At 69.8% G+C, this 17,634-nt stretch carries 13 protein-coding genes; 4 read left to right on the top strand and 9 right to left on the bottom strand.

What is annotated here, in order from left to right; translation table 11 throughout:
- Positions 1–13: 13 nt before the first annotated feature.
- From Q8Q71_RS12565 to Q8Q71_RS12585, 5 genes are read right to left on the bottom strand one after another with little or no spacing between them, the layout of a single operon-like run.
- Positions 14–1,060: a nucleotidyltransferase family protein gene (locus Q8Q71_RS12565; protein WP_305759936.1), complete on the bottom strand. Its 1,047-nt coding sequence runs from the start codon at positions 1,058–1,060 to the stop codon at positions 14–16.
- Entirely contained in the window at positions 1,057–2,151 is a 1,095-nt protein-coding gene (neuB, locus tag Q8Q71_RS12570; RefSeq protein WP_305759937.1) for an N-acetylneuraminate synthase, read from the bottom strand. Before neuB ends, Q8Q71_RS12565 begins: the two co-directional genes overlap by 4 nt.
- The gene (gene neuC / locus Q8Q71_RS12575; protein ID WP_305759938.1) at positions 2,148–3,308 is read right to left on the bottom strand and encodes a UDP-N-acetylglucosamine 2-epimerase; all 1,161 of its coding nucleotides are present in this window, start codon (positions 3,306–3,308) and stop codon (positions 2,148–2,150) included. The genes neuB and neuC overlap by 4 nt, the downstream gene beginning before the upstream one ends.
- On the bottom strand, positions 3,305–4,501 hold the full coding sequence (locus Q8Q71_RS12580) for a LegC family aminotransferase (protein ID WP_305759939.1): 1,197 nt from the start codon (positions 4,499–4,501) through the stop codon (positions 3,305–3,307). Before Q8Q71_RS12580 ends, neuC begins: the two co-directional genes overlap by 4 nt.
- Positions 4,498–5,508: an NAD-dependent 4,6-dehydratase LegB gene (locus Q8Q71_RS12585; RefSeq protein WP_305759940.1), complete on the bottom strand. Its 1,011-nt coding sequence runs from the start codon at positions 5,506–5,508 to the stop codon at positions 4,498–4,500. The genes Q8Q71_RS12580 and Q8Q71_RS12585 overlap by 4 nt, the downstream gene beginning before the upstream one ends.
- Positions 5,509–5,640: 132 nt before the next feature.
- On the opposite strand from Q8Q71_RS12585, the gene Q8Q71_RS12590 reads away from it, so the two are divergent.
- Positions 5,641–6,654: a M48 family metalloprotease gene (locus Q8Q71_RS12590; RefSeq protein WP_305759941.1), complete on the top strand. Its 1,014-nt coding sequence runs from the start codon at positions 5,641–5,643 to the stop codon at positions 6,652–6,654.
- A gap of 13 nt (positions 6,655–6,667) precedes the next feature.
- Here the strand turns inward: Q8Q71_RS12590 and Q8Q71_RS12595 are convergent, their stop codons facing one another.
- Entirely contained in the window at positions 6,668–7,342 is a 675-nt protein-coding gene (locus Q8Q71_RS12595; protein WP_305759942.1) for a cytidylyltransferase domain-containing protein, read from the bottom strand.
- Positions 7,343–7,490: 148 nt separating this feature from the next.
- Between Q8Q71_RS12595 and Q8Q71_RS12600 the strand changes: the two genes are divergently transcribed.
- Positions 7,491–9,002: a tryptophan halogenase family protein gene (locus Q8Q71_RS12600; RefSeq protein WP_305759943.1), complete on the top strand. Its 1,512-nt coding sequence runs from the start codon at positions 7,491–7,493 to the stop codon at positions 9,000–9,002.
- Here the strand turns inward: Q8Q71_RS12600 and Q8Q71_RS12605 are convergent.
- From Q8Q71_RS12605 to Q8Q71_RS12615, 3 genes are all read right to left on the bottom strand, one after another.
- On the bottom strand, positions 8,999–9,589 hold the full coding sequence (locus Q8Q71_RS12605) for a hypothetical protein (protein ID WP_305759944.1): 591 nt from the start codon (positions 9,587–9,589) through the stop codon (positions 8,999–9,001). The genes Q8Q71_RS12600 and Q8Q71_RS12605 overlap by 4 nt on opposite strands.
- A 103-nt stretch (positions 9,590–9,692) precedes the next feature.
- Positions 9,693–10,982: a sugar MFS transporter gene (locus tag Q8Q71_RS12610; protein ID WP_305759945.1), complete on the bottom strand. Its 1,290-nt coding sequence runs from the start codon at positions 10,980–10,982 to the stop codon at positions 9,693–9,695.
- Between the two features lie 179 nt (positions 10,983–11,161).
- A complete protein-coding gene (locus Q8Q71_RS12615) occupies positions 11,162–13,879 on the bottom strand; it encodes a TonB-dependent receptor (protein WP_305759946.1) in 2,718 nt (905 codons plus the stop codon).
- A 291-nt stretch (positions 13,880–14,170) separates the two neighbouring features.
- Here Q8Q71_RS12615 and Q8Q71_RS12620 point away from each other — a divergent pair, with 291 nt between their 5' ends.
- Together Q8Q71_RS12620 and Q8Q71_RS12625 are read left to right on the top strand one after the other, a co-directional pair.
- Positions 14,171–16,012 (top strand): alpha-amylase family glycosyl hydrolase, encoded by a 1,842-nt coding sequence (locus Q8Q71_RS12620; RefSeq protein WP_305759947.1) that lies wholly within the window; start codon positions 14,171–14,173, stop codon positions 16,010–16,012.
- On the top strand, positions 16,009–17,634 hold the full coding sequence (locus tag Q8Q71_RS12625) for an alpha-glucosidase family protein (protein ID WP_305759948.1): 1,626 nt from the start codon (positions 16,009–16,011) through the stop codon (positions 17,632–17,634). Before Q8Q71_RS12620 ends, Q8Q71_RS12625 begins: the two co-directional genes overlap by 4 nt.

Here is a 17,634-nt window from a genome sequence, read left to right on the forward strand (position 1 = left end):
CGACGGGCCGGTCTCAGGAGAAGGAGTCGCCAAACTCTGCATTGGCGCGGTCGTAGTCGCTCATCCGGCCGATATCGATCCAGTAGCCGTCGTCCCTCTGGCTCCGCACCTTGAGCCCCCGGGCGAGCATCTGGGTCAGCAGGTCGGGCATGTCCATCGGGCGATCCGCCGGAATCAGGTCCAGGGCGCTTTCGGAAAGCACATAGAGGCCCGCGTTCACCGGATAGGCGAAGGTCGGCTTCTCGGTGATGCTGATCACGACGTTGTCACCGGACTCCACTACCCCGAACGGCACCTGGATACGGTGTTCGCGCACCACCACGGTCAGGTCCGCGCCCGACGCCTCATGCGCCTCGATCAGGCTGTAGTAGTCGATGTGCATCAGCACGTCGCCGTTGGCCAGGATGAACGGCCCGTCCAGCGGACGCGGCATCAGGCTCAGCGCGCCGCAGGTCCCGAGCGGGCGGGTCTCGCGCAGATAGTCGATCTCGAGCCCCAGGTCGGAGCCGTCGCCGAAATAGCCCTCGATCTGGTCGGCCTTGTAGTTGGTCGACAGGTAGAAGCGCCGGAAGCCCTGTTCGGCGAAGGTGCGGACGATGGTCTCCAGCACCGGCCGGGGCCCTACCTTCAGCATCGGCTTGGGCGTGTCGAGCGTCAGCGGAGCCAGCCGTTCGCCCTTGCCCCCGGCCATGATCACGACCCGGTTGGGCCGATCGGGGACGGACAGGAAGTCCGAGGGCATGGCCAGGCCGACCACCACCCCGTCCTTGAGGATGGGCAGATGGCGCAGCTTGCGGTCGCGCAGTTCGGCCAGGATGGCGCGGCGCGGCGCCGCGGCGGCGATGCTGGTCGGCCGGGCGTTCATCACCGCACGGCAGGGCGTCTGCAACGTCGCGCCGCCGATGATGGCGCGCCGCATGTCGCCGTCCGACAGCGTCCCCAGCAACCGCCGCTCGCCGTCGACCACCAGGCAGATGCCGCGGCCCGAGGCGTCGATGGAATTGAGCGCCACCTCCAGCGACTCGTCGGGGCCCAACAGGGTCTCTTCCCAGCTCTTCATTCCGCCTCCTTCGCGCCGGGCGTGATGACCTCGTCGACGGCGAAATCCGCCGCCGCCGGCCGCCCCGCCAACCCCCAGACCTCCATCGGCGACAGGCCGTCCGACGGGCGTTTGGCGGTCAGCAGGTCGAGCGTCAGCGTTTCGCCCGCCATGATCGGTCGGGCCGCCACCAGGCAGCGCCGCGCCGCGAGCCGGTTGGCCATCTCCTCGCCGGTGGGCCCCTTTTCGGCCGAACCGAGGGCCCGCTCGGTCTCGCGGATCATCCCGATCATCGCGGCCAGTTCGTCCGGCTCCAGCGAGGCGGCGTGGTCGGGTCCCGGCAGGCCCCGGTCGAGGGTGAAATGCTTCTCGATGACCACGGCCCCCCGCGCCACGGCCGCCACCGGCACGGCCAGGCTGCGGGTGTGATCGGAATAGCCGACCCTCACGCCGAACCGCTCGGCCATCGTGCCCATCGCCCGCAGGTTCACGGCCTCGAGCGGCGTCGGATACTGGGTCGTGCAATGCAGCAGGGTGACCCGTTCGCGCACGGCCGCCAGACCGGCCTCCGACGCCAGCGCCGTCGCCAGCTCCGCGCGCGCCGCCGGCTCGCCGTCGCGGGTCAGGGCGAAGGCGACGGCCCCCAGGGCCTCGGCGATCTCGTCCATCGTGGCCATGCCGGTCGAGAGGATCAGCGGCCGGCCCAGCCGCGCCGCCTTCAGCAGCATGGCGCCCCAGGTGATGTCGCCGGACGGGATCTTGACCGCCGGCATGTCGAACGCCGCCAGCATCTCCAGACTGCCCATATCGAAGGCCGTCGATATGAAATGCACGCCGCGCTCCGCACATCGGCGAGCCAGCGCCCGATGGTCGTCCGCCGTCAATTGCAGGGCGCGCAGCATCTCCAGCTGACCCCCGTCCTCGCCGGTGTTCTCGACCTGATAGGCGGCCCTGGCCGCCCGGCGCGTGACCAGCTGCCCGGCGTCGAAGGTCTGGAATTTCACCGCGTCGGCGCCCGCGGCCGCCCCGGCGTCGACCATCGCCAGCGCCCGTTCCACGGACCCGTTGTGGTTCACCCCCGCCTCGGCGATGACGAACACGGCCCGGGTCACGACGCCGCCTCGACGAACTGTTTGGCCAGCAGGGTCGGGCGGTCGGGCAGACCCTTCAGGACCTCGACGATGCGCCCGGCGCTGCGCCCGTCGCCATAGGGGGTTTCGCCCGAACCGCGCGGTGCCGCCAGGGCCTGGCGGATGGCCTCGGCGATGGCGGCGGCCGACGGTTCGGCGTGGATCACCGAGGCCGCGGCCGGGCGGCCCGCCTGACGGTCGCCCACGTCGACGGTCGGCGTTCCCAGCGACGGCGCCTCGTAAAGTCCGCTGGAGGAATTGCCGATCACCGCGTCCGCGATCTTCATCAGCGAGAGATAGCGCATCTGGCCGAGCGAGTCGCTCAGATGGGTGTTCGGCCGGCGTCTGGCCCAGTCGGCGAGGGCCGCCGCGATCGCCTCCCGGCCGGCGTCGGCGTTGACCCCCGTGATCCAGACCGTGGCGTCGCCGGCGGTCTCGTCCAGCGCCGCGATCAGGGCCCGGACCTGGGTCAGCCCGCCCTCGGCCGCCAGGGTGACCGGGTGGAAGGTGACCAGCAGGTTGCGCCCGCCCAGCGGCCGCCCCAGGGCCGTCTCCAGCGCCGCCCGGTCCAGCAGCGGCGTCCGCCGCAGATGGTCCAGTCCCGGGCTGCCCACGACATGCACCCGCCACGGCTCCTCGCCCATCTGCCGGATTCGGTCCGCGGCCTGTTCATGCGTCGCCAGATGAACGTGGGACAGTTTGGTCAGGGCATGGCGCGCGGCGTCGTCCACGGCTCCCCGGGTGATGTCGCCGCCCGCGATATGGACCACGGGCAGGGCATGCAGCAGCGCCGCCATCGCCGCCGCCAGGATTTCGTAGCGATCCCCCAGCACCAGCAGGAGGTCCGGCTGGAGGCGTTCGACCGCCTCCCCCACCCCGGACAGGGCCAGGGCCATCGACCGGCCGACGCCGGCCGGCGTGTCGTCGGTCAGGTCCAGCGGCACGCGCGCGTCGATGCGGAAGCCGTCCCCCTCGATGACCTTGACCGTCTCGCCGAAACGCGGCTCCAGATGAGCCCCGGTGACGATCAGCTGCAGCGCGAGGGCGGGTTCGGCGGCGATGTCGCGCATCACCCATTGCAGCAGGCCATAGTCGGCCCGGCCGCCGGTCACCACGCAGACGCGCCGGGGATCGGTCACGTGTCGGCCAGACAGGCGCTGGACGGCAGGCTGATCACCCCGGCCTCCAGCCGCTCGGCATGGCCAAGCGGCGCGCGCGGACAGGCCGCGTACATCGGCAGCCTGTGCATGAGGGTCCACGTCGGCCGGGACATCAGGCCGGCGCCGTTCAACGCCGTCAACACGGCGTCCCGGAGCTCGGGCGCCTCCAGGACGAGGCTGTTGAGCCAGGCGTTGGACCGGCAGCCCGGCGGATCGGTCAGGAGCCGGACGCCCTCGACCCCGGCCAGCGCCTCGGCGTAACGCCCCGCCAGCACCCGCTTGCGGACGATCATGTCGTCCAGCCGCTCCAGCTGGGCGCAGCCCAGGGCGGCGTTCAGATTGGGCAGACGGTAGTTGTAGCCGATCTCGTCGTGGTCGAAGGACCAGGCGTGGGGGCGTTTCGCCGTCGTGGTCAGGTGTTTCGCCCGGCGGGCCAGATCGGCGTCATTGGTCAGGATGGCGCCCCCGCCCCCGGTGGTGACGATCTTGTTGCCGTTGAAGCTGAGGGCCGCCAGCCGTCCCCGGCCGCCGACATGCACGCCCTCGCGGAAGGATCCCAGCGCCTCCGCGGCGTCCTCGATCAGCACCAGCCGCCAGCGTTCGGCCAGGGCGGCCAGGGCGTCCAGATCGCAGGGCAGGCCGAAAATATGCGTCACCACCAGGGCCCGGATGACCGCCCCGGTCGTCCGGTTGCGGCACACGTCTCCCTCGACGACGGCGGTCGCCTGCAGATGCGCCTCGAGCGCGTCCGGATCGACCCCGAGACACTCCATGTCGGCGTCGACGAAATGAGGCGTCGCACCCTCATAGGTCACGGCGTTCGCCGTGGCGACGAAGGTCAGGGCGGGGACCAGCACCTCGTCTCCGCGCACGACGCCCGCCAGCTTCATGCAGATATGCAGGGCCGCCGTGCCGGTCGATGCCGCCACCGCGTGCGACACGCCCGTCACCTGCTCCAGGGCCCGTTCGAAGCGATCGACCCAGGCTCCGACCGAGGACACCCAGCCGGTGTCCAGACAGTCCTTGATGTAGGCCCATTCCTGACCGCGAAACTCCGGCTGATGCAGGGCGGCCGGCCCGTCCGGGTCGCGCAGGGCGCGGCGAACCGCGGCGACGATCCGTTCGGCGACCGGATCAGGGTCCGGGCGCGGGAGGACAGCGGGGTCGGTCACAGGACGTAGCGCTCCGGATGGTAGGCGGCCAGGTTCCCGGGCTCTCGGAACCAGGCGATGGTGTCCTCGAGGCCGCGGCGGAAGCCTTCATGGCCGCCATAGGCCGGCGTCCAGCCGGTCAGCCGGGTCATCAGCGAGGCGTCGGCCCACAGCCGTTCGACTTCGCTGAGCGCGGGCCGCAGCCGCTGGCCGTCCTCGACGATCCGGGGCGCGGCGCCCATCAGTTCGGCGATCAGGGCGACGGTGTCGCCGATCGAGATCTCGAACCCGCTGCCGACATTGACGGTCTGGCCCACGGCCGCGTCGCAGGCCGCCAGGGCCGTGAAGGCCCGCACCGTGTCCGAGACGTGGTTGAAATCGCGCGTAGGCGCCAGGGCTCCCAGTTTCAGTTCCTCGGCTCCGGCGGCGATCTGGGTGATGATGGTCGGTATGACCGCGCGCGCGGACTGGCGCGGGCCATAGGTGTTGAACGGCCGGCATACCGTCACCGGGGTGCCGAAGGCGGCGTGGAAGCTCAGCGCCATCTGGTCGGCGCCGATCTTGGAGGCCGAATAGGGCGACTGGCCCTGGAGCGGATGCGCCTCGTCGATCGGCACGTAGCGGGCGGTGCCGTAGACCTCGCTGGTCGAGGTATGCACGACCCGCTCGACGCCGAGATCCCGCGCCGCCTGGACGATGTTCAGCGTGCCCCGGACATTGGTGTCCACATAGGTGTCGGGCGAGTGATAGCTGTAGGGAATGGCGATCAGGGCGGCCAGGTGCAGGACCACGTCGCACCCGGTCATGGCGGTGCGCACGCCGTGGGGATCGCGGACGTCGCCGGCGAACACGTCGAGGCCGTCGGCGATCTCCGGCGGACTGAAATCCAGCCAGCCGCGGCGTCCGAAGCTGTTGTACTGCACGAAGGCCCGCACCTCGCAGCCCTCGCGCACCAGATGCTCGACCAGATGCGATCCGATGAAGCCGTCCGCACCCGTGACGAGAACGCGCCTGCCGTCGAGGTTCATCGCTCTTTGTGGTCCCAAAGTCCTGTGATCCGCAACGTGATTGACGCCTGTTAAGGAACTCCCAAGAGCCGCGGTCTCCGGTGCGGCGTTTCGAGGCTTGGCAGGCCGGGGACCCCGCCGCATGGTGCGGCCATGTCGAACCGGCGTTCCCCCGCTCTCGTCCCGGCCGTCCTGCTCCTGACCGCGACGGCCCTGGCGGCCTGCGGCTCCGGCGCGCCCGTCGCGGGGCCCGGTCTGGAGATCGCGGCCCCGGCGGAACAGCGGCTGATCGCCCTGACGGATCTGGACCAGCGGGTTGCACGGGTCGGCTATCGCCTGTCGGCGGCCAATGCGGAACTCTGCCCGGCGGTGCGCAATTCGGCGGGCTGGCTGCTGCACGCCGCCGGCCAGTACAGCCCCGAACTGCGCCCCCACGCCGTGGCGCGGTTCGGGCTGGACGGCGACCTGCCGGGGCTGCTGGCGGTCCCGGAGGGGTCGGCCGCGGCCCTCGCCGGCCTGCGCCAGGGCGACCTGATCCTCAGCGTCGATGGCGCGCCCCTGACGCGCGGCCCCGACCGTCGGGCCGCCGCCTTCGAAGGGCTGGAAGCCAACATCCAGCGGCTGGATCTCGCGCTGGCGCGCGGGCCGGTGACGCTTGTCGTCCGCCGCGACGGCGCCGACCGGATGGTGTCGGTCACGCCGCGGCGCGCCTGCGGCTACGACGTCCAGCTCGATCCCTCCGACGAACTCAACGCCCGGGCGGACGGAAAGCGGCTGTTCATCACCACCGCCATGGCCGGCTTCGCCGCGACCGACGACGAGCTCGCCCTCGTGCTCGGCCACGAACTGGCCCACCATGTCCTCGGGCACCGGGACTGGCACGAGTCCGAGGCGCGGGGCCGCCAGACCCAGACCGTGCCGGCCCTTTCCGGCGGGTCCGGAGGGAGCGAACGGCAGGCCGACCGGGCCGGGCTGTATCTCGTCGCGCGCGCCGGCTTCGACTCCTCGATCGCCCCGGCCTTCTGGCGCCGGTTCGGAGCCTTCAACTGGCGGGTCCGCTATCCGCAGTGGGGCCACCCCTCGGCCGAGGCCCGGGCCCTGGCGCTTGAGGCCGTCCAGGCCGAGATCAACGCCCGCCGGGCGGCCGGCCAGACGCTGACGCCCTGACGTCGCCGACGCGTCATCCGGGGGCGCGGAGGTCCTCCAGGGTGTCGATGTCGAGGGATCGCGAACCGGGCATGACGAAGGCCACCGTCTCGCCGGACCGCACGAAGACCCTGTTTTGACGCAGCCAGGCGGTCTCCACGGCGTAGACGGCGCCGTTCAGCTGATAGACGGCCGGACAATCCTGGCGGCGGCTCGAGCTCCCGGCTGGCCGTTCGACCACCGCCTCGAGCGTCCGGTCGTCCCCGACGCCGAACATCAGCCAGGGATGATGGGCGGTCTCGAACACCGAGACGGCGCCGGGGGCGTTCGCATCGACCAACGCCCGCACCGTCCCGTCGATGTCCGCGGCCAGCCGGAGCGGCGAGGTCGGCTGCAACAGCACCACGACGTCATAGCCCGGCACGCGCTCGGCGGCGTCGAGGACGACATCCACGGAACTCGCGTCGTCGCTCGCCAGCTCCGGCGACCGGACGAACGGCGCCTCGCAGCCCAGGCTGGCGGCGAGGGCGATGATCTCCGCGTCGTCCGACGACAGGATCAGCCGGTCGAGGCATTCGCATTCCCGGGCCGCCTCGATCGTCCACTGCAGCAACGGCGCGCCGCGAAAGTCGGCCAGGTTCTTTCTCGGAACGCCCTTGGACCCGCCCCGGGCCGTGATGACGCCCAGCACCCGTTTGTCGTCGATCATGTCGCCTCCCCTGCGGGACCCCACGGATAGATCGATTTGCGGCGGGATTCTGCAAGCGATTTCCCCGCGTCGCGGCCCCGTCCCGGCTTGAGCCGCGTGGGGGCCGCCCTATGCTGTCGGCGGCCGTCGGAACGGTCGGGAGGCGCCGTTGACCAAACCCATCCGGACCATACTGATCGTCGGCGGCGGCACGGCCGGCTGGATGGCCGCCGCCGCCCTGCAGCGCACCCTTGGGCCTCACGCCAGGGTCTCGCTGGTCGAGTCCGAGGACATCGGCATCGTCGGCGTCGGCGAGGCCACCGTCCCGCCGATCCGCGACTTCAACACCATGATCGGCCTCGACGAGGCCGAGTTCATGCGGGAGACCAGGGCCACGCTGAAGGTCGCCATCGTCTTCCAGGACTGGGGCCATGTCGGCAACCGCTACGTCCACCCGTTCGGCACCTTCGGCCGCGGCCCGACCCTGGCCGATTTCCAGCAGACCTGGTTCGCGCTCAGGGCCCGCGGCCTGGCCGGCGATCTGGGCGACTATTCGATCTGCTGGCGCGCGGCCGAGGCCGGCAAGGTCGGCGCCCGCGATCCCGATCCCCGGTCGCCGAAGAACGGCCTGTTCACCGCCTACCATTTCGACGCGACCCTCTACGCCAAATACCTGCGCAAGGTCTGCGAGGCGCGCGGCGTGGAGCGGATCGAGGGCAAGGTCGTCGAGGTGGTCCAGCGCCCGGACGACGGCTTCGTCGACGGCGTCACGCTCGAGGACGGCCGCACCCTGACCGCCGACCTGTTCATCGACTGCACCGGCTTCCGCGGCCTGTTGATCGAGGGGGCGCTGAAGGCCGGCTACGAGGACTGGTCGCACTGGCTGCCGGTCGACCGCGCCGTGGCCGTGCCCTGCGCCAGCGTGAAGCCCCTGACCCCGTACACATTGTCCACGGCCCGCGAGGCCGGCTGGCAGTGGCGTATCGCCCTGCAGCACCGCACCGGCAACGGCCATGTCTATTGTTCGGACCATCTGTCCGACGACGCCGCCCGCGAAACCCTGCTGGCCAACCTCGACGGAGAGCCTCTCGCCGAGCCGCGCCTGCTGCGCTTCGTGACGGGGCGCCGCAGGAAATACTGGGACCGGAACGTCGTCAGCCTGGGCCTGTCCAGCGGCTTCATCGAACCACTGGAATCGACCAGCATCCACCTGGTCCAGGCCGGCATCTACCGCCTGCTGCAGCATTTCCCGGACATGGATTTCAGCCCGGTCAACATCGACGGCTACAATCGGCGGCTGGGGCGCGAGGTCGAGCTGATCCGCGACTTCGTCATCCTGCACTATCACGCGACCCGGCGGGACGACACGCCGTTCTGGCGTCAGGTCGCGGCCATGCCCATTCCCGACAGCCTGGCCGAACGGGTCGAGGCCTTCCGCGACCGGGCCCTGCTGTATCAGGTCGGGGCCGACGAATATTTCAGCCAGGGCTCGTGGCTGGCGGTCATGTACGGACAGGGGATCGTCCCGCGCGGTCCCAATCCGCTCTACGCCTACCAGAACGCGGACAAGGCCGCCGCCGGCCTCGGCCAGGTATCCGAGGTTCTCGCGCGCACCGTCGAATCGCTGCCCGAACACGAGGCCTTCCTGAGGGCCAACAACATGTGGTCCGGCGAGAGCTAGTCGCCCGAAGCCGGCTCCGGAACGACGGGGTCGGTCCGCGACGGGAGCGGCGGCGTCGGCGGCGCGAGCATCTCGCGCCACGCCGCCGCCGGATTCAGGGCGGCCGTGGCCTCCAGAAAGGTCCCCGGCTTCATCGACGGCTCGGCGGCGGTCCGCAGTCCCGCGACGCGCGCCAGGTCGGCGATGAAGCTGATGCAGTTGCGCCGCCGCAGATCATAGACCGAGCCTTCCGGGCTGGCCCACCAGTCCGCCCGCGCCCGCACCGCGCGATAGGCCGCGTCGCTGACCGCCAGCCTCAGATAGGGTCGGCCCTCGCCGACGTAGCGGGCGTCGGGATAGGCCACCACTCCCGCGCCCCGGGCGAACAGCAGCTGCGGTCCGGGGCTTCTCGCGGTGAAACCGGCGGCCCAGTCGACCGGGTCGCCGGTGTCGTCCAGCGATCCCGTCGCCTGCACATAGGCGTGTGGGAACAGCAGATAGCCGTCCCGCACCCGCGCCCCGGGATGGGCGTAAAAGGTCAGGACGACCTCGGCCAGCGCCGGCCCGGCGATCAGGGCGAGATGGACGCCCAGCACCCATGTGCGCATGCTGTCAGGCTCCGGCTGGTCCGCCCCGATGATGACGAACCCCCGGAAACGCGCAAGGGCCGCCGGGGATGCCCCGACGGCCCTCGTATCCCTCCCTCGGGGATCAGTGGGAGCCGGGGGCGGCGACCACGTCCGCGTCCTTCACCCGCGTCCGGGCCGCCGCCAGGGCGAAGATGGTCAGCAGCAGATAGCCGACCAGGGGGACGTAGAAGACAGGGTTGAAGGTCGCCGACGCATCGGCGATCTGGCCCGCCACATACGGCAGGACCGCGCCGCCGACGATGGCGGTGCACAGCAGGCCCGAGGTGGCCGAGGCCGGCGCGCCCGACCGCTCCAGGGTCAGGGTGAAGATGGTCGGGAACATGATGGAGTTGAAGAAGCCCACCGCTATCGCGGCATAGGCCGCTGTCTCGCCGGAGGTCTGGGTCACCACCAGACATAGGATGGCGGCCGCGGCGGTGTTCACCGTCAGCAGCACGCCGGCCCGAACCTTGGTCAGCAGCAGGGCGCCGATGAAGCGGCCGACCATGGCTCCGCCCCAGTAGAGACTCACCATCCGGCCGGCGTCGCCTTCGGGAATGTTCAGGATGGTGGGGCTGCTGAGGAAGTTGGTCAGGATGCCGCCGATGGCCACTTCCGAACCAACATAGATGAAGATGGCCAGCGCTCCGAACAGGGCCCAGGGCGAGCTGAAGGCCTTGAAGGGCGACGACACCCCGCCCGCCTCCTCGGCTCCGGCGGCGGCGGCGTTGATCTTCTTCCGGGCGGTAAAGATGAAGAAGGCCACCACGGCGAAGAAGGCGCCGAGCGCGAGGAAGGCGAAATCGATGCTGCGCAGCGACTCGTCGCGCGTGGCCGCGGTGACCACCGCCCCGGCGGCGAACACCCCGCCGGTCAGCAGGACGGTCGAGCCGAGGTACGGGCCGACCGTGGTGCCGAGCGAGTTGAAGAATTGGGAGAAGTTCAGTCGGGCGTGGGAGCTCTTTTTCGATCCCAGGGCGGCGACCAGCGGGTTGGCGGCCACCTGCAGCAGGGTCACGCCCGAGGCGATGACGAACAGGGCGATCAGCACGCCCGGGTACCAGTCCATGATGGTGGCTACCGGCACGATCAGGCACCCCAGAACCATCACCGCCAAGGCGGAAATGATCGAGCGGCTGTAGCCCAGCCTGGCCAGCACGGCGGCGGCGGGCACCGACACGACCGCATAGGCTATGAACCAGGCGGAGGCGGTCAGCATGGCTTCGGCGGTGCTCAGGTCGAAGACCTTGCGGACCGCCGCGATCAGCGGGTCGATCAGCGAGGTGGCGAAGCCCCAGGCGAAGAACAGGGTGGTCACATAGGCGAAGGCGAGGCTGGTGCCCTTGCGCGGTGCGGATTGAATGTCGGTCATGTCTCTCCCCGGCGGCCGCTGTCGGGCGCGGCCCTTGCCGTCCTTGGTTCCATCCGTGGGCGGTCGCGTCCAGCGCTTTAAGGGATTTCGTAACCAAAAGTGGCCGGACGCCCGCGCCCTGAAAGCGAAAGGGCCGCCCCGGTTTCCCGGAGCGGCCCTTTCCCGACCGGCCGGGCCGGTCAGTAGCGGTAGTTGGCGCCGAACAGGAAGGTGCGGCCGTAGCTCTGGTGGTTGATGACCTGACGCTGGTCGCCGTTCTGGAAGGTGTAGAACGGTTCGTCCGTCACGTTGTTGACCTGGGCCAGGAGCGACAGTCCGGCCAGGGGGCCCGAGTCGAACTCATAGCCGACCTGGGCGTCGACCACGGTCTCCTCGCCGACCTGGCGCAGGGTGCGCCCGTTGGCGAAGCCCGACATCTCGCCGAGGAAGTCCGAACGGTAACGGGCGCTCACCCGGCTCTGGAAGCCGTACCGCTCGTAGTAGAGCGTCAGGTTGCCGACCGTCTCGGACAGGCCCGGGATGGCCGTCTTCACATTGGTGCCCGGCTGTTCGATCTGGCTGCCGTTCTGCGAGATGCTGACGAAGGCGCCGAAGCCCTCGAGGGCCGGATGGATGATGTCGAAGGGGGCCGAGGCGGCGAATTCCACGCCCCACATGCCGCCGCCCTCGCCGTTCTGCGGCGAACTGTACAGGCCCTCGTTGATCACCGGGACCACGCCGCCGGTCGGGAAGCCGGTGAAGTCGGCGGGGCGCTGCTGGTCGTAAACGAAGCTCTCGAGGTCGCGGTAGAAGGCGGCCACGGAGACATAGGCCGAGCGTCCGAAATAGCGCTCCAGCGAAATGTCGGCGACGTTGGCGATCCACGGCTTCAGCTCGGGATTGCCCCCGCCCCCGCTCCACGGCGAGTTGTTCAGCGTCGCGCCGGGCACGTTCAGGGTCGGATTGAAGCCGTAGCCGCGGCTGGCGCGCATCTGGTCCATCCGCGGCCGCGCCATGGTGCGGGCCAGGGCGGTGCGAAGGATCAGGTCGTCCTTCAGCTCGAAGATCAGGTTCATGCTGGGCAGGATCTCGAGGTAGGAGTCGCCGCCCTCGATCGCGGTGAACATGGTGCCTGCGCCCGAGCCCGTGGCGGCGAAGCCGTTCGAGTGCTGATCCGTGAACACCATCTGGATGCCCAGGTTTCCGGTGACCGGAATGGACTCGAAGTTGGCGTCGACGTTCAGCTTGCCGTAGGCGATGACGATGTCTTCCTCGACCGTCCAGTTCTTGGACTTCACGTCGCCGTTGGGGTTGCGAACGAGGTTGTAGAAGCCGTCGTTGACCAGGCCGAGCGCGTCATAGCTCAGAATGCCCGGAATGCCGCCGTAGGCGAGCGAGGTGGACTCCAGCAGGTAGTCGGCGGGCACGGCCACGGTCGCGCCGCCCGGGATGCCGAGGAACCACTCGTTGGCGACCAGCGACTTCTCGCGGGTGCTGAAATACAGGCCGGTCTCGATGCCGTTGAACGCCCCCAGGTCGATCTCGCCGTTGAGGGTCAGGCGAACCGCCTTCAGCTCGTCCTCGATGGTCGGCATGTTCAGATAGCCGTCCTGACCGCCCGGAATGACGTCCCCGCCCCACCCCTGCGGGCTGGTCAGACGCATCAGGCCGGGATCCGAATAGTCCAGGTCGGTCGTGAACTGGGGCACGCCGTCGCCAGAAATGACGAAGTCCAGCGTGTCGGTGACGCCCGCGCCGTTGCGGCCGGTGCCCCAGTAGGTCTCGAGAATGGTGTCGGTGCGGTCGACCTTGGAATAGCTCAGGTCGGCGTCCAGCGACCAGCGGTCGCTCAGCACCACCTCGGTGTTCCAGCCCACCGAGGTCAGCTTGCTCTCGCGAGCGGTCACGTCGCCGCGGCCGACGGCCCGGACGTTGGAGAAGGTGCCGGCCACGACCAGGTCGTCCTCGACCTGCTGGTTCGACAACGAGGCGCTGCTCCACTGGAGCGGGAACTCGACGCCCCGCAGGATCTGGGTGTTGTCGAACTCGGAATAGAAGGCGTCCAGGGTCGAATGAATCCGGTCGTTCGGCCGCCATTCCAGGGTGCCGAAGAAGCCGTCCCGCTCGAGCTCGGACGACATGACGAAGACCTTGGCGCCGCCGATGACCAGGTCGCCGTTGCCGTCGGTCGGATAGCCCCAGGCCTCGAACCGCTCGGACTGGTAGGGCGACGACATATGCGCATAGCCCAGGGCGATGCCGATCGTGTCGTCCGCGAACTGGTCGATGTAGGAGATGCTGTAGCGCTGGCCGCTGTCGGTCGTACCCGCGTTCAGGGCGCCGATGTCGTTCAGTTCATAGCGGGCGTTCAGGGCGATCGCCCTGCGGCCGTAGGCCAGCGGACGGATCGTGCGCAGGTCCACCGTGCCGGCGAGACCCTGGCCGACCAGCGAGCCGTCGGGCGTCTTGTAGACCAGCACGCTGGCCAGGGCCTCGGACGGATACTGGTCGAACTCGACGCCGCGGTTGTCGCCGGTGGTGACCTGTTCGCGGCCGTTCAGCAGGGCGGTGGTGAAATCGGGGCCGAGACCGCGGATGCTGATCACCTGGGCCCGGCCGTCCTGGCGCTGGGCCGCCAGGCCCGGCAGGCGGGCCAGCGATTCCGCGATCGACATGTCCGGCAGCTTGCCGATGTCCTCGGCGGTCACGACCTCGACGATCGAGGTGTTGTTGCGCTTGGTGGCGATCGAGCTCTCGATCGAACCCCGAATGCCGGTGACGATCACCTCGTCGATTTCGGTCGCTTCCTCCTGCGGAACATCCTGCGCCGAGGCGGCTCCGGCGAAGGCCAGAAGACCGACGACGCCGACGGCGGCTCCGGCAAGCAGGCGCGCACGCCGGGTGACTTGGCTTCTCATCATCATTCTCCCTGGGGCCGTCGCATTTTCTGACGAAGCGTCCGGTGTCGTCGCAAAGTTATGCAAACTTGTGAGAACCTTGCAAGCCCGTAATGTTCGGCGGAGAGCGGGCGTGGCCGAAATGTGACGACCGCCGTCAGTCATTTTGCAGTGCACAAGGCCATTCTGCCTTGCACCGCCGCATTTTCGACGTCGGGTCCAGATGCATTGACATGGGCCGGCTCCCCTGCAAAATCTTGCAAACCGATCCGCTGGGCCACGTCGTCCACGGACATCCGAGGAACGCCGACCATGACCGGAAGCGCCCGCCGCCCGAATCGAGCCTGCGTCGTCGCCGCCCTCGCCCTGCTGGCGGCCGCCACGCCCGCCGCGGCCCAGGCCCAGGCCCAGGCCCCGGACCGGACCGGGCCGGACCCGCTCCAGCGGCTGCGCGACCGGCCGGTCGAGGACGAGGTCGTCTATTTTTTGCTGCCCGACCGGTTCGCCAACGGCGACTCCGCCAACGATCGCGGCGGCCTGGCCGGCGATCGACTGGCCACCGGCTATGACCCGACCGATCCCGGCTTCTACCACGGCGGCGACCTGCGTGGCCTGACCGGGCGGCTCGACTACATCCAGGGGCTGGGCGCCACCGCCCTGTGGATCGCGCCGGTGTTCGTCAACAAGGTGGTGCAGGGACCGCCTGGCCAGGAGAGCGCGGCCTACCACGGCTACTGGATCACCGACTTCACCCGCGTCGACCCGCACCTGGGAACCAACGACGACTTCCGCGCCCTGGTCGACGCCGCCCACGCCCGCGGAATGAAGGTCTATCTGGACATCGTCATCAACCACACCGCCGACGTCGTCCAGTACCGCGAATGCCCGGACAACAACTGCGGCTACCGGTGGAAGGCCGACTATCCGTACCAGCGCCGCGGCGGCCCGGGCGGCGAGCCGATCAACGACGGTTTCACCGGCGAACCCGGCGACGACTTCGCCCTGCTGACCCGCCCGGACTATGCGTACAGCCCTTGGGTCCCGGCCGGCGAGGAGACGGTCAAGGCCCCCGCCTGGCTCAACGAGGTCGGCCTGTACCACAATCGCGGCAACAGCGCCTGGCACGGCGAAAGCGCCCTGGACGGCGACTTCTCCGGTCTCGACGACGTGATGACCGAACATCCCCGCGTGGTGCAGGGCTTCATCGACGTCTACGGATCCTGGATCGAGGACTACGGCATCGACGGCTTCCGCATCGACACCGCCCGGCACGTCAATCCCGAATTCTGGCGGGCCTTCGTCCCCGCCATCCTCGAGCGCGCCCGCGCCGCCGGCATTCCGAACTTCCACATCTTCGGCGAGGTCTACGGCTTCGAGCCCGCCGAACTGGCCCGCTACACCCGGGTGGACGGCCTGCCGACCGTTCTGGACTTCGCCTGGCAGCGCGCGGTCCAGGAGGCGACCGCCGGCTCCCTCGGGCCTGACCGCATCGCCCGGGTGATCCACGCCGACCCCGTCTATGAGGGCGGCGAGGCGACCGCCCGCCGGCTGCCGACCTTCACCGGCAACCACGACATGGGCCGGATCGGCCATCTGATCCTGAAGGAGCGGCCCGACATTTCCGACGCCGAGCTTCTGGGTCGCGCCGCCCTGGCCCACGCCCTGCTGCTGCTGGGGCGGGGCGTGCCGGTGATCTACTATGGCGACGAACAGGGCTTCACCGGCGACGGCGACGACCGCCGCGCGCGTCAGGACATGTTCCAGACCCGCACCGCCTCCTATGCTGACGACCGCCGCATCGGTTCGGCCGGCGGCCCGTTCGACGTCGAGGCCGACATGTACCGCCGTATCGCCGACATGACCCGGGTCCGCGCCGCCGACGCCCGACTGCGCCGCGGCCGCGTCGTCGTCCGCGCGGCCGACCAGACCCCCGGAATCCTCGCCATCTCCCGTCTCGATGATGACGGCGAAACCCTGGTGGTGTTCAACACCTCGACCGCGCCGCGCGACGTCAACATCCAGGTCGAGACCGGCTCCGCCGAATGGCGCGCCCTGCTCGGCCGGTGCCCCGCCCGCGCCGCCGCGCCCGGCTCCATTTCCGTTTCCGCGCCCGCCCTGGGCTATCTTGTCTGCGTATCCGAAAGACCAGCGTGACCGCCCAGATTCTCGAACACCCGACCGCCCTGCCCGACGCCGCCGACTGGTGGCGCGGCGCCGTCATCTATCAGGTCTATCCGCGCAGTTTCGCCGACACCGACGGCGACGGCGTCGGCGACCTGGCGGGCATAACGGCGCATCTCGAGCACATCGCCTCCCTGGGGGTGGACGCGGTCTGGCTGAGCCCCTTCTTCACCTCGCCGATGAAGGATTTCGGCTATGACGTCGCCGACTACTGCGACGTCGATCCGATCTTCGGCACGCTGGCCGACTTCGACCGCCTGATCGAAAAGGCCCACCGCCTCGGCCTGCGGATCATCACCGACCTGGTTTTCGCCCACACCTCGGACCAGCACGCCTGGTTCCGCGAAAGCCGCCAGTCGCGCACCAATCCAAAGGCCGACTGGTTCGTCTGGGCCGACGCGAAGCCCGACGGCGCGCCGCCGTCCAACTGGCAGTCGGTGTTCGGCGGCCCGGCATGGACCTGGGACGCCCGCCGCGGCCAGTACTACATGCACAATTTCCTGCCGGAGCAGCCGCAGCTGAACCTGCACAATCCCGACGTCCAGGACGCCCTTCTGGACGCCGCCCGCTTCTGGCTGGACCGCGGCGTCGACGGCTTCCGCTTCGACGCCATCAACTTCTCGATGCACGACCCGAAGCTGACCGACAATCCGCCCCTGCCGCCCGGCGGCAAGCGCACCCGGCCGTTCGACTTCCAGGACAAGGTGCACAACCAGTCCCAGCCCGGCATCGTCGACTTCCTCGCCCGCGTCCGCGCCCTGACCGACAGCTACGGCGGCCGCTTCAGCGTGGCCGAGGTCGGCGGCGACCACGCCGAGCGCGAGATGCAGGCCTTCACCCGGGGCGACGACCATCTGAACAGCGCCTACGGCTTCCTCTACCTCTACGCCCCGACGCTGGAACGCCAGCTGGTGCGCGAAGGGGCCGAGGCCTGGCACGGGCGCGACGGACAGGGCTGGCCGTCCTGGACCTTCTCCAACCATGACGCCCCGCGCGCCATCTCGCGCTGGGCCGGCGGCCGCGACCTCCGGGCCTTCGCCGGGATGGCCATGCTGCTGCTGATGACCCTGCGCGGCAACGTCTTCATCTACCAGGGCGAGGAGCTGGCCCTGCCGCAGGCCGAGGTGCCGTTCGAGCGGCTGGCCGATCCCGAGGCCATCGCCAACTGGCCCCAGACCCTCGGCCGCGACGGCGCCCGCACCCCCATTCCGTGGACGGAGCATCTGCCCCATGCCGGCTTCTCGACCGCCGAGCCGTGGCTGCCCGTCGACCCCCGCCACGTCCCCCTGGCCGTCGACCGGCAGGAGCGCGATCCGTCCTCCATGCTGCACGCCACGCGCCGACTGGTCGCCTTCCGCAAGGCGCATCCGGCCCTGACGCTGGGCGAGATGACGCTGCTGGACCGCAACGACGATCTGCTGGCGTTCGAGCGCGTCCACGACGGCGAACGTCTGGTCTGCGTCTTCAACCTCGGCTTCGAGCCCGTGGTCTGGTCCCTGCCGGAGGGTTGCCAGGTCATCGAGGCGGTCAATCTCGACGCGTCACGGCCCGGCGTGCTGCCGCCCATGGCCGGACTGGTCCTGGCCCCCGCATGA

This window comes from Brevundimonas sp. (assembly GCF_030704825.1).
Classification (GTDB): domain Bacteria; phylum Pseudomonadota; class Alphaproteobacteria; order Caulobacterales; family Caulobacteraceae; genus Brevundimonas.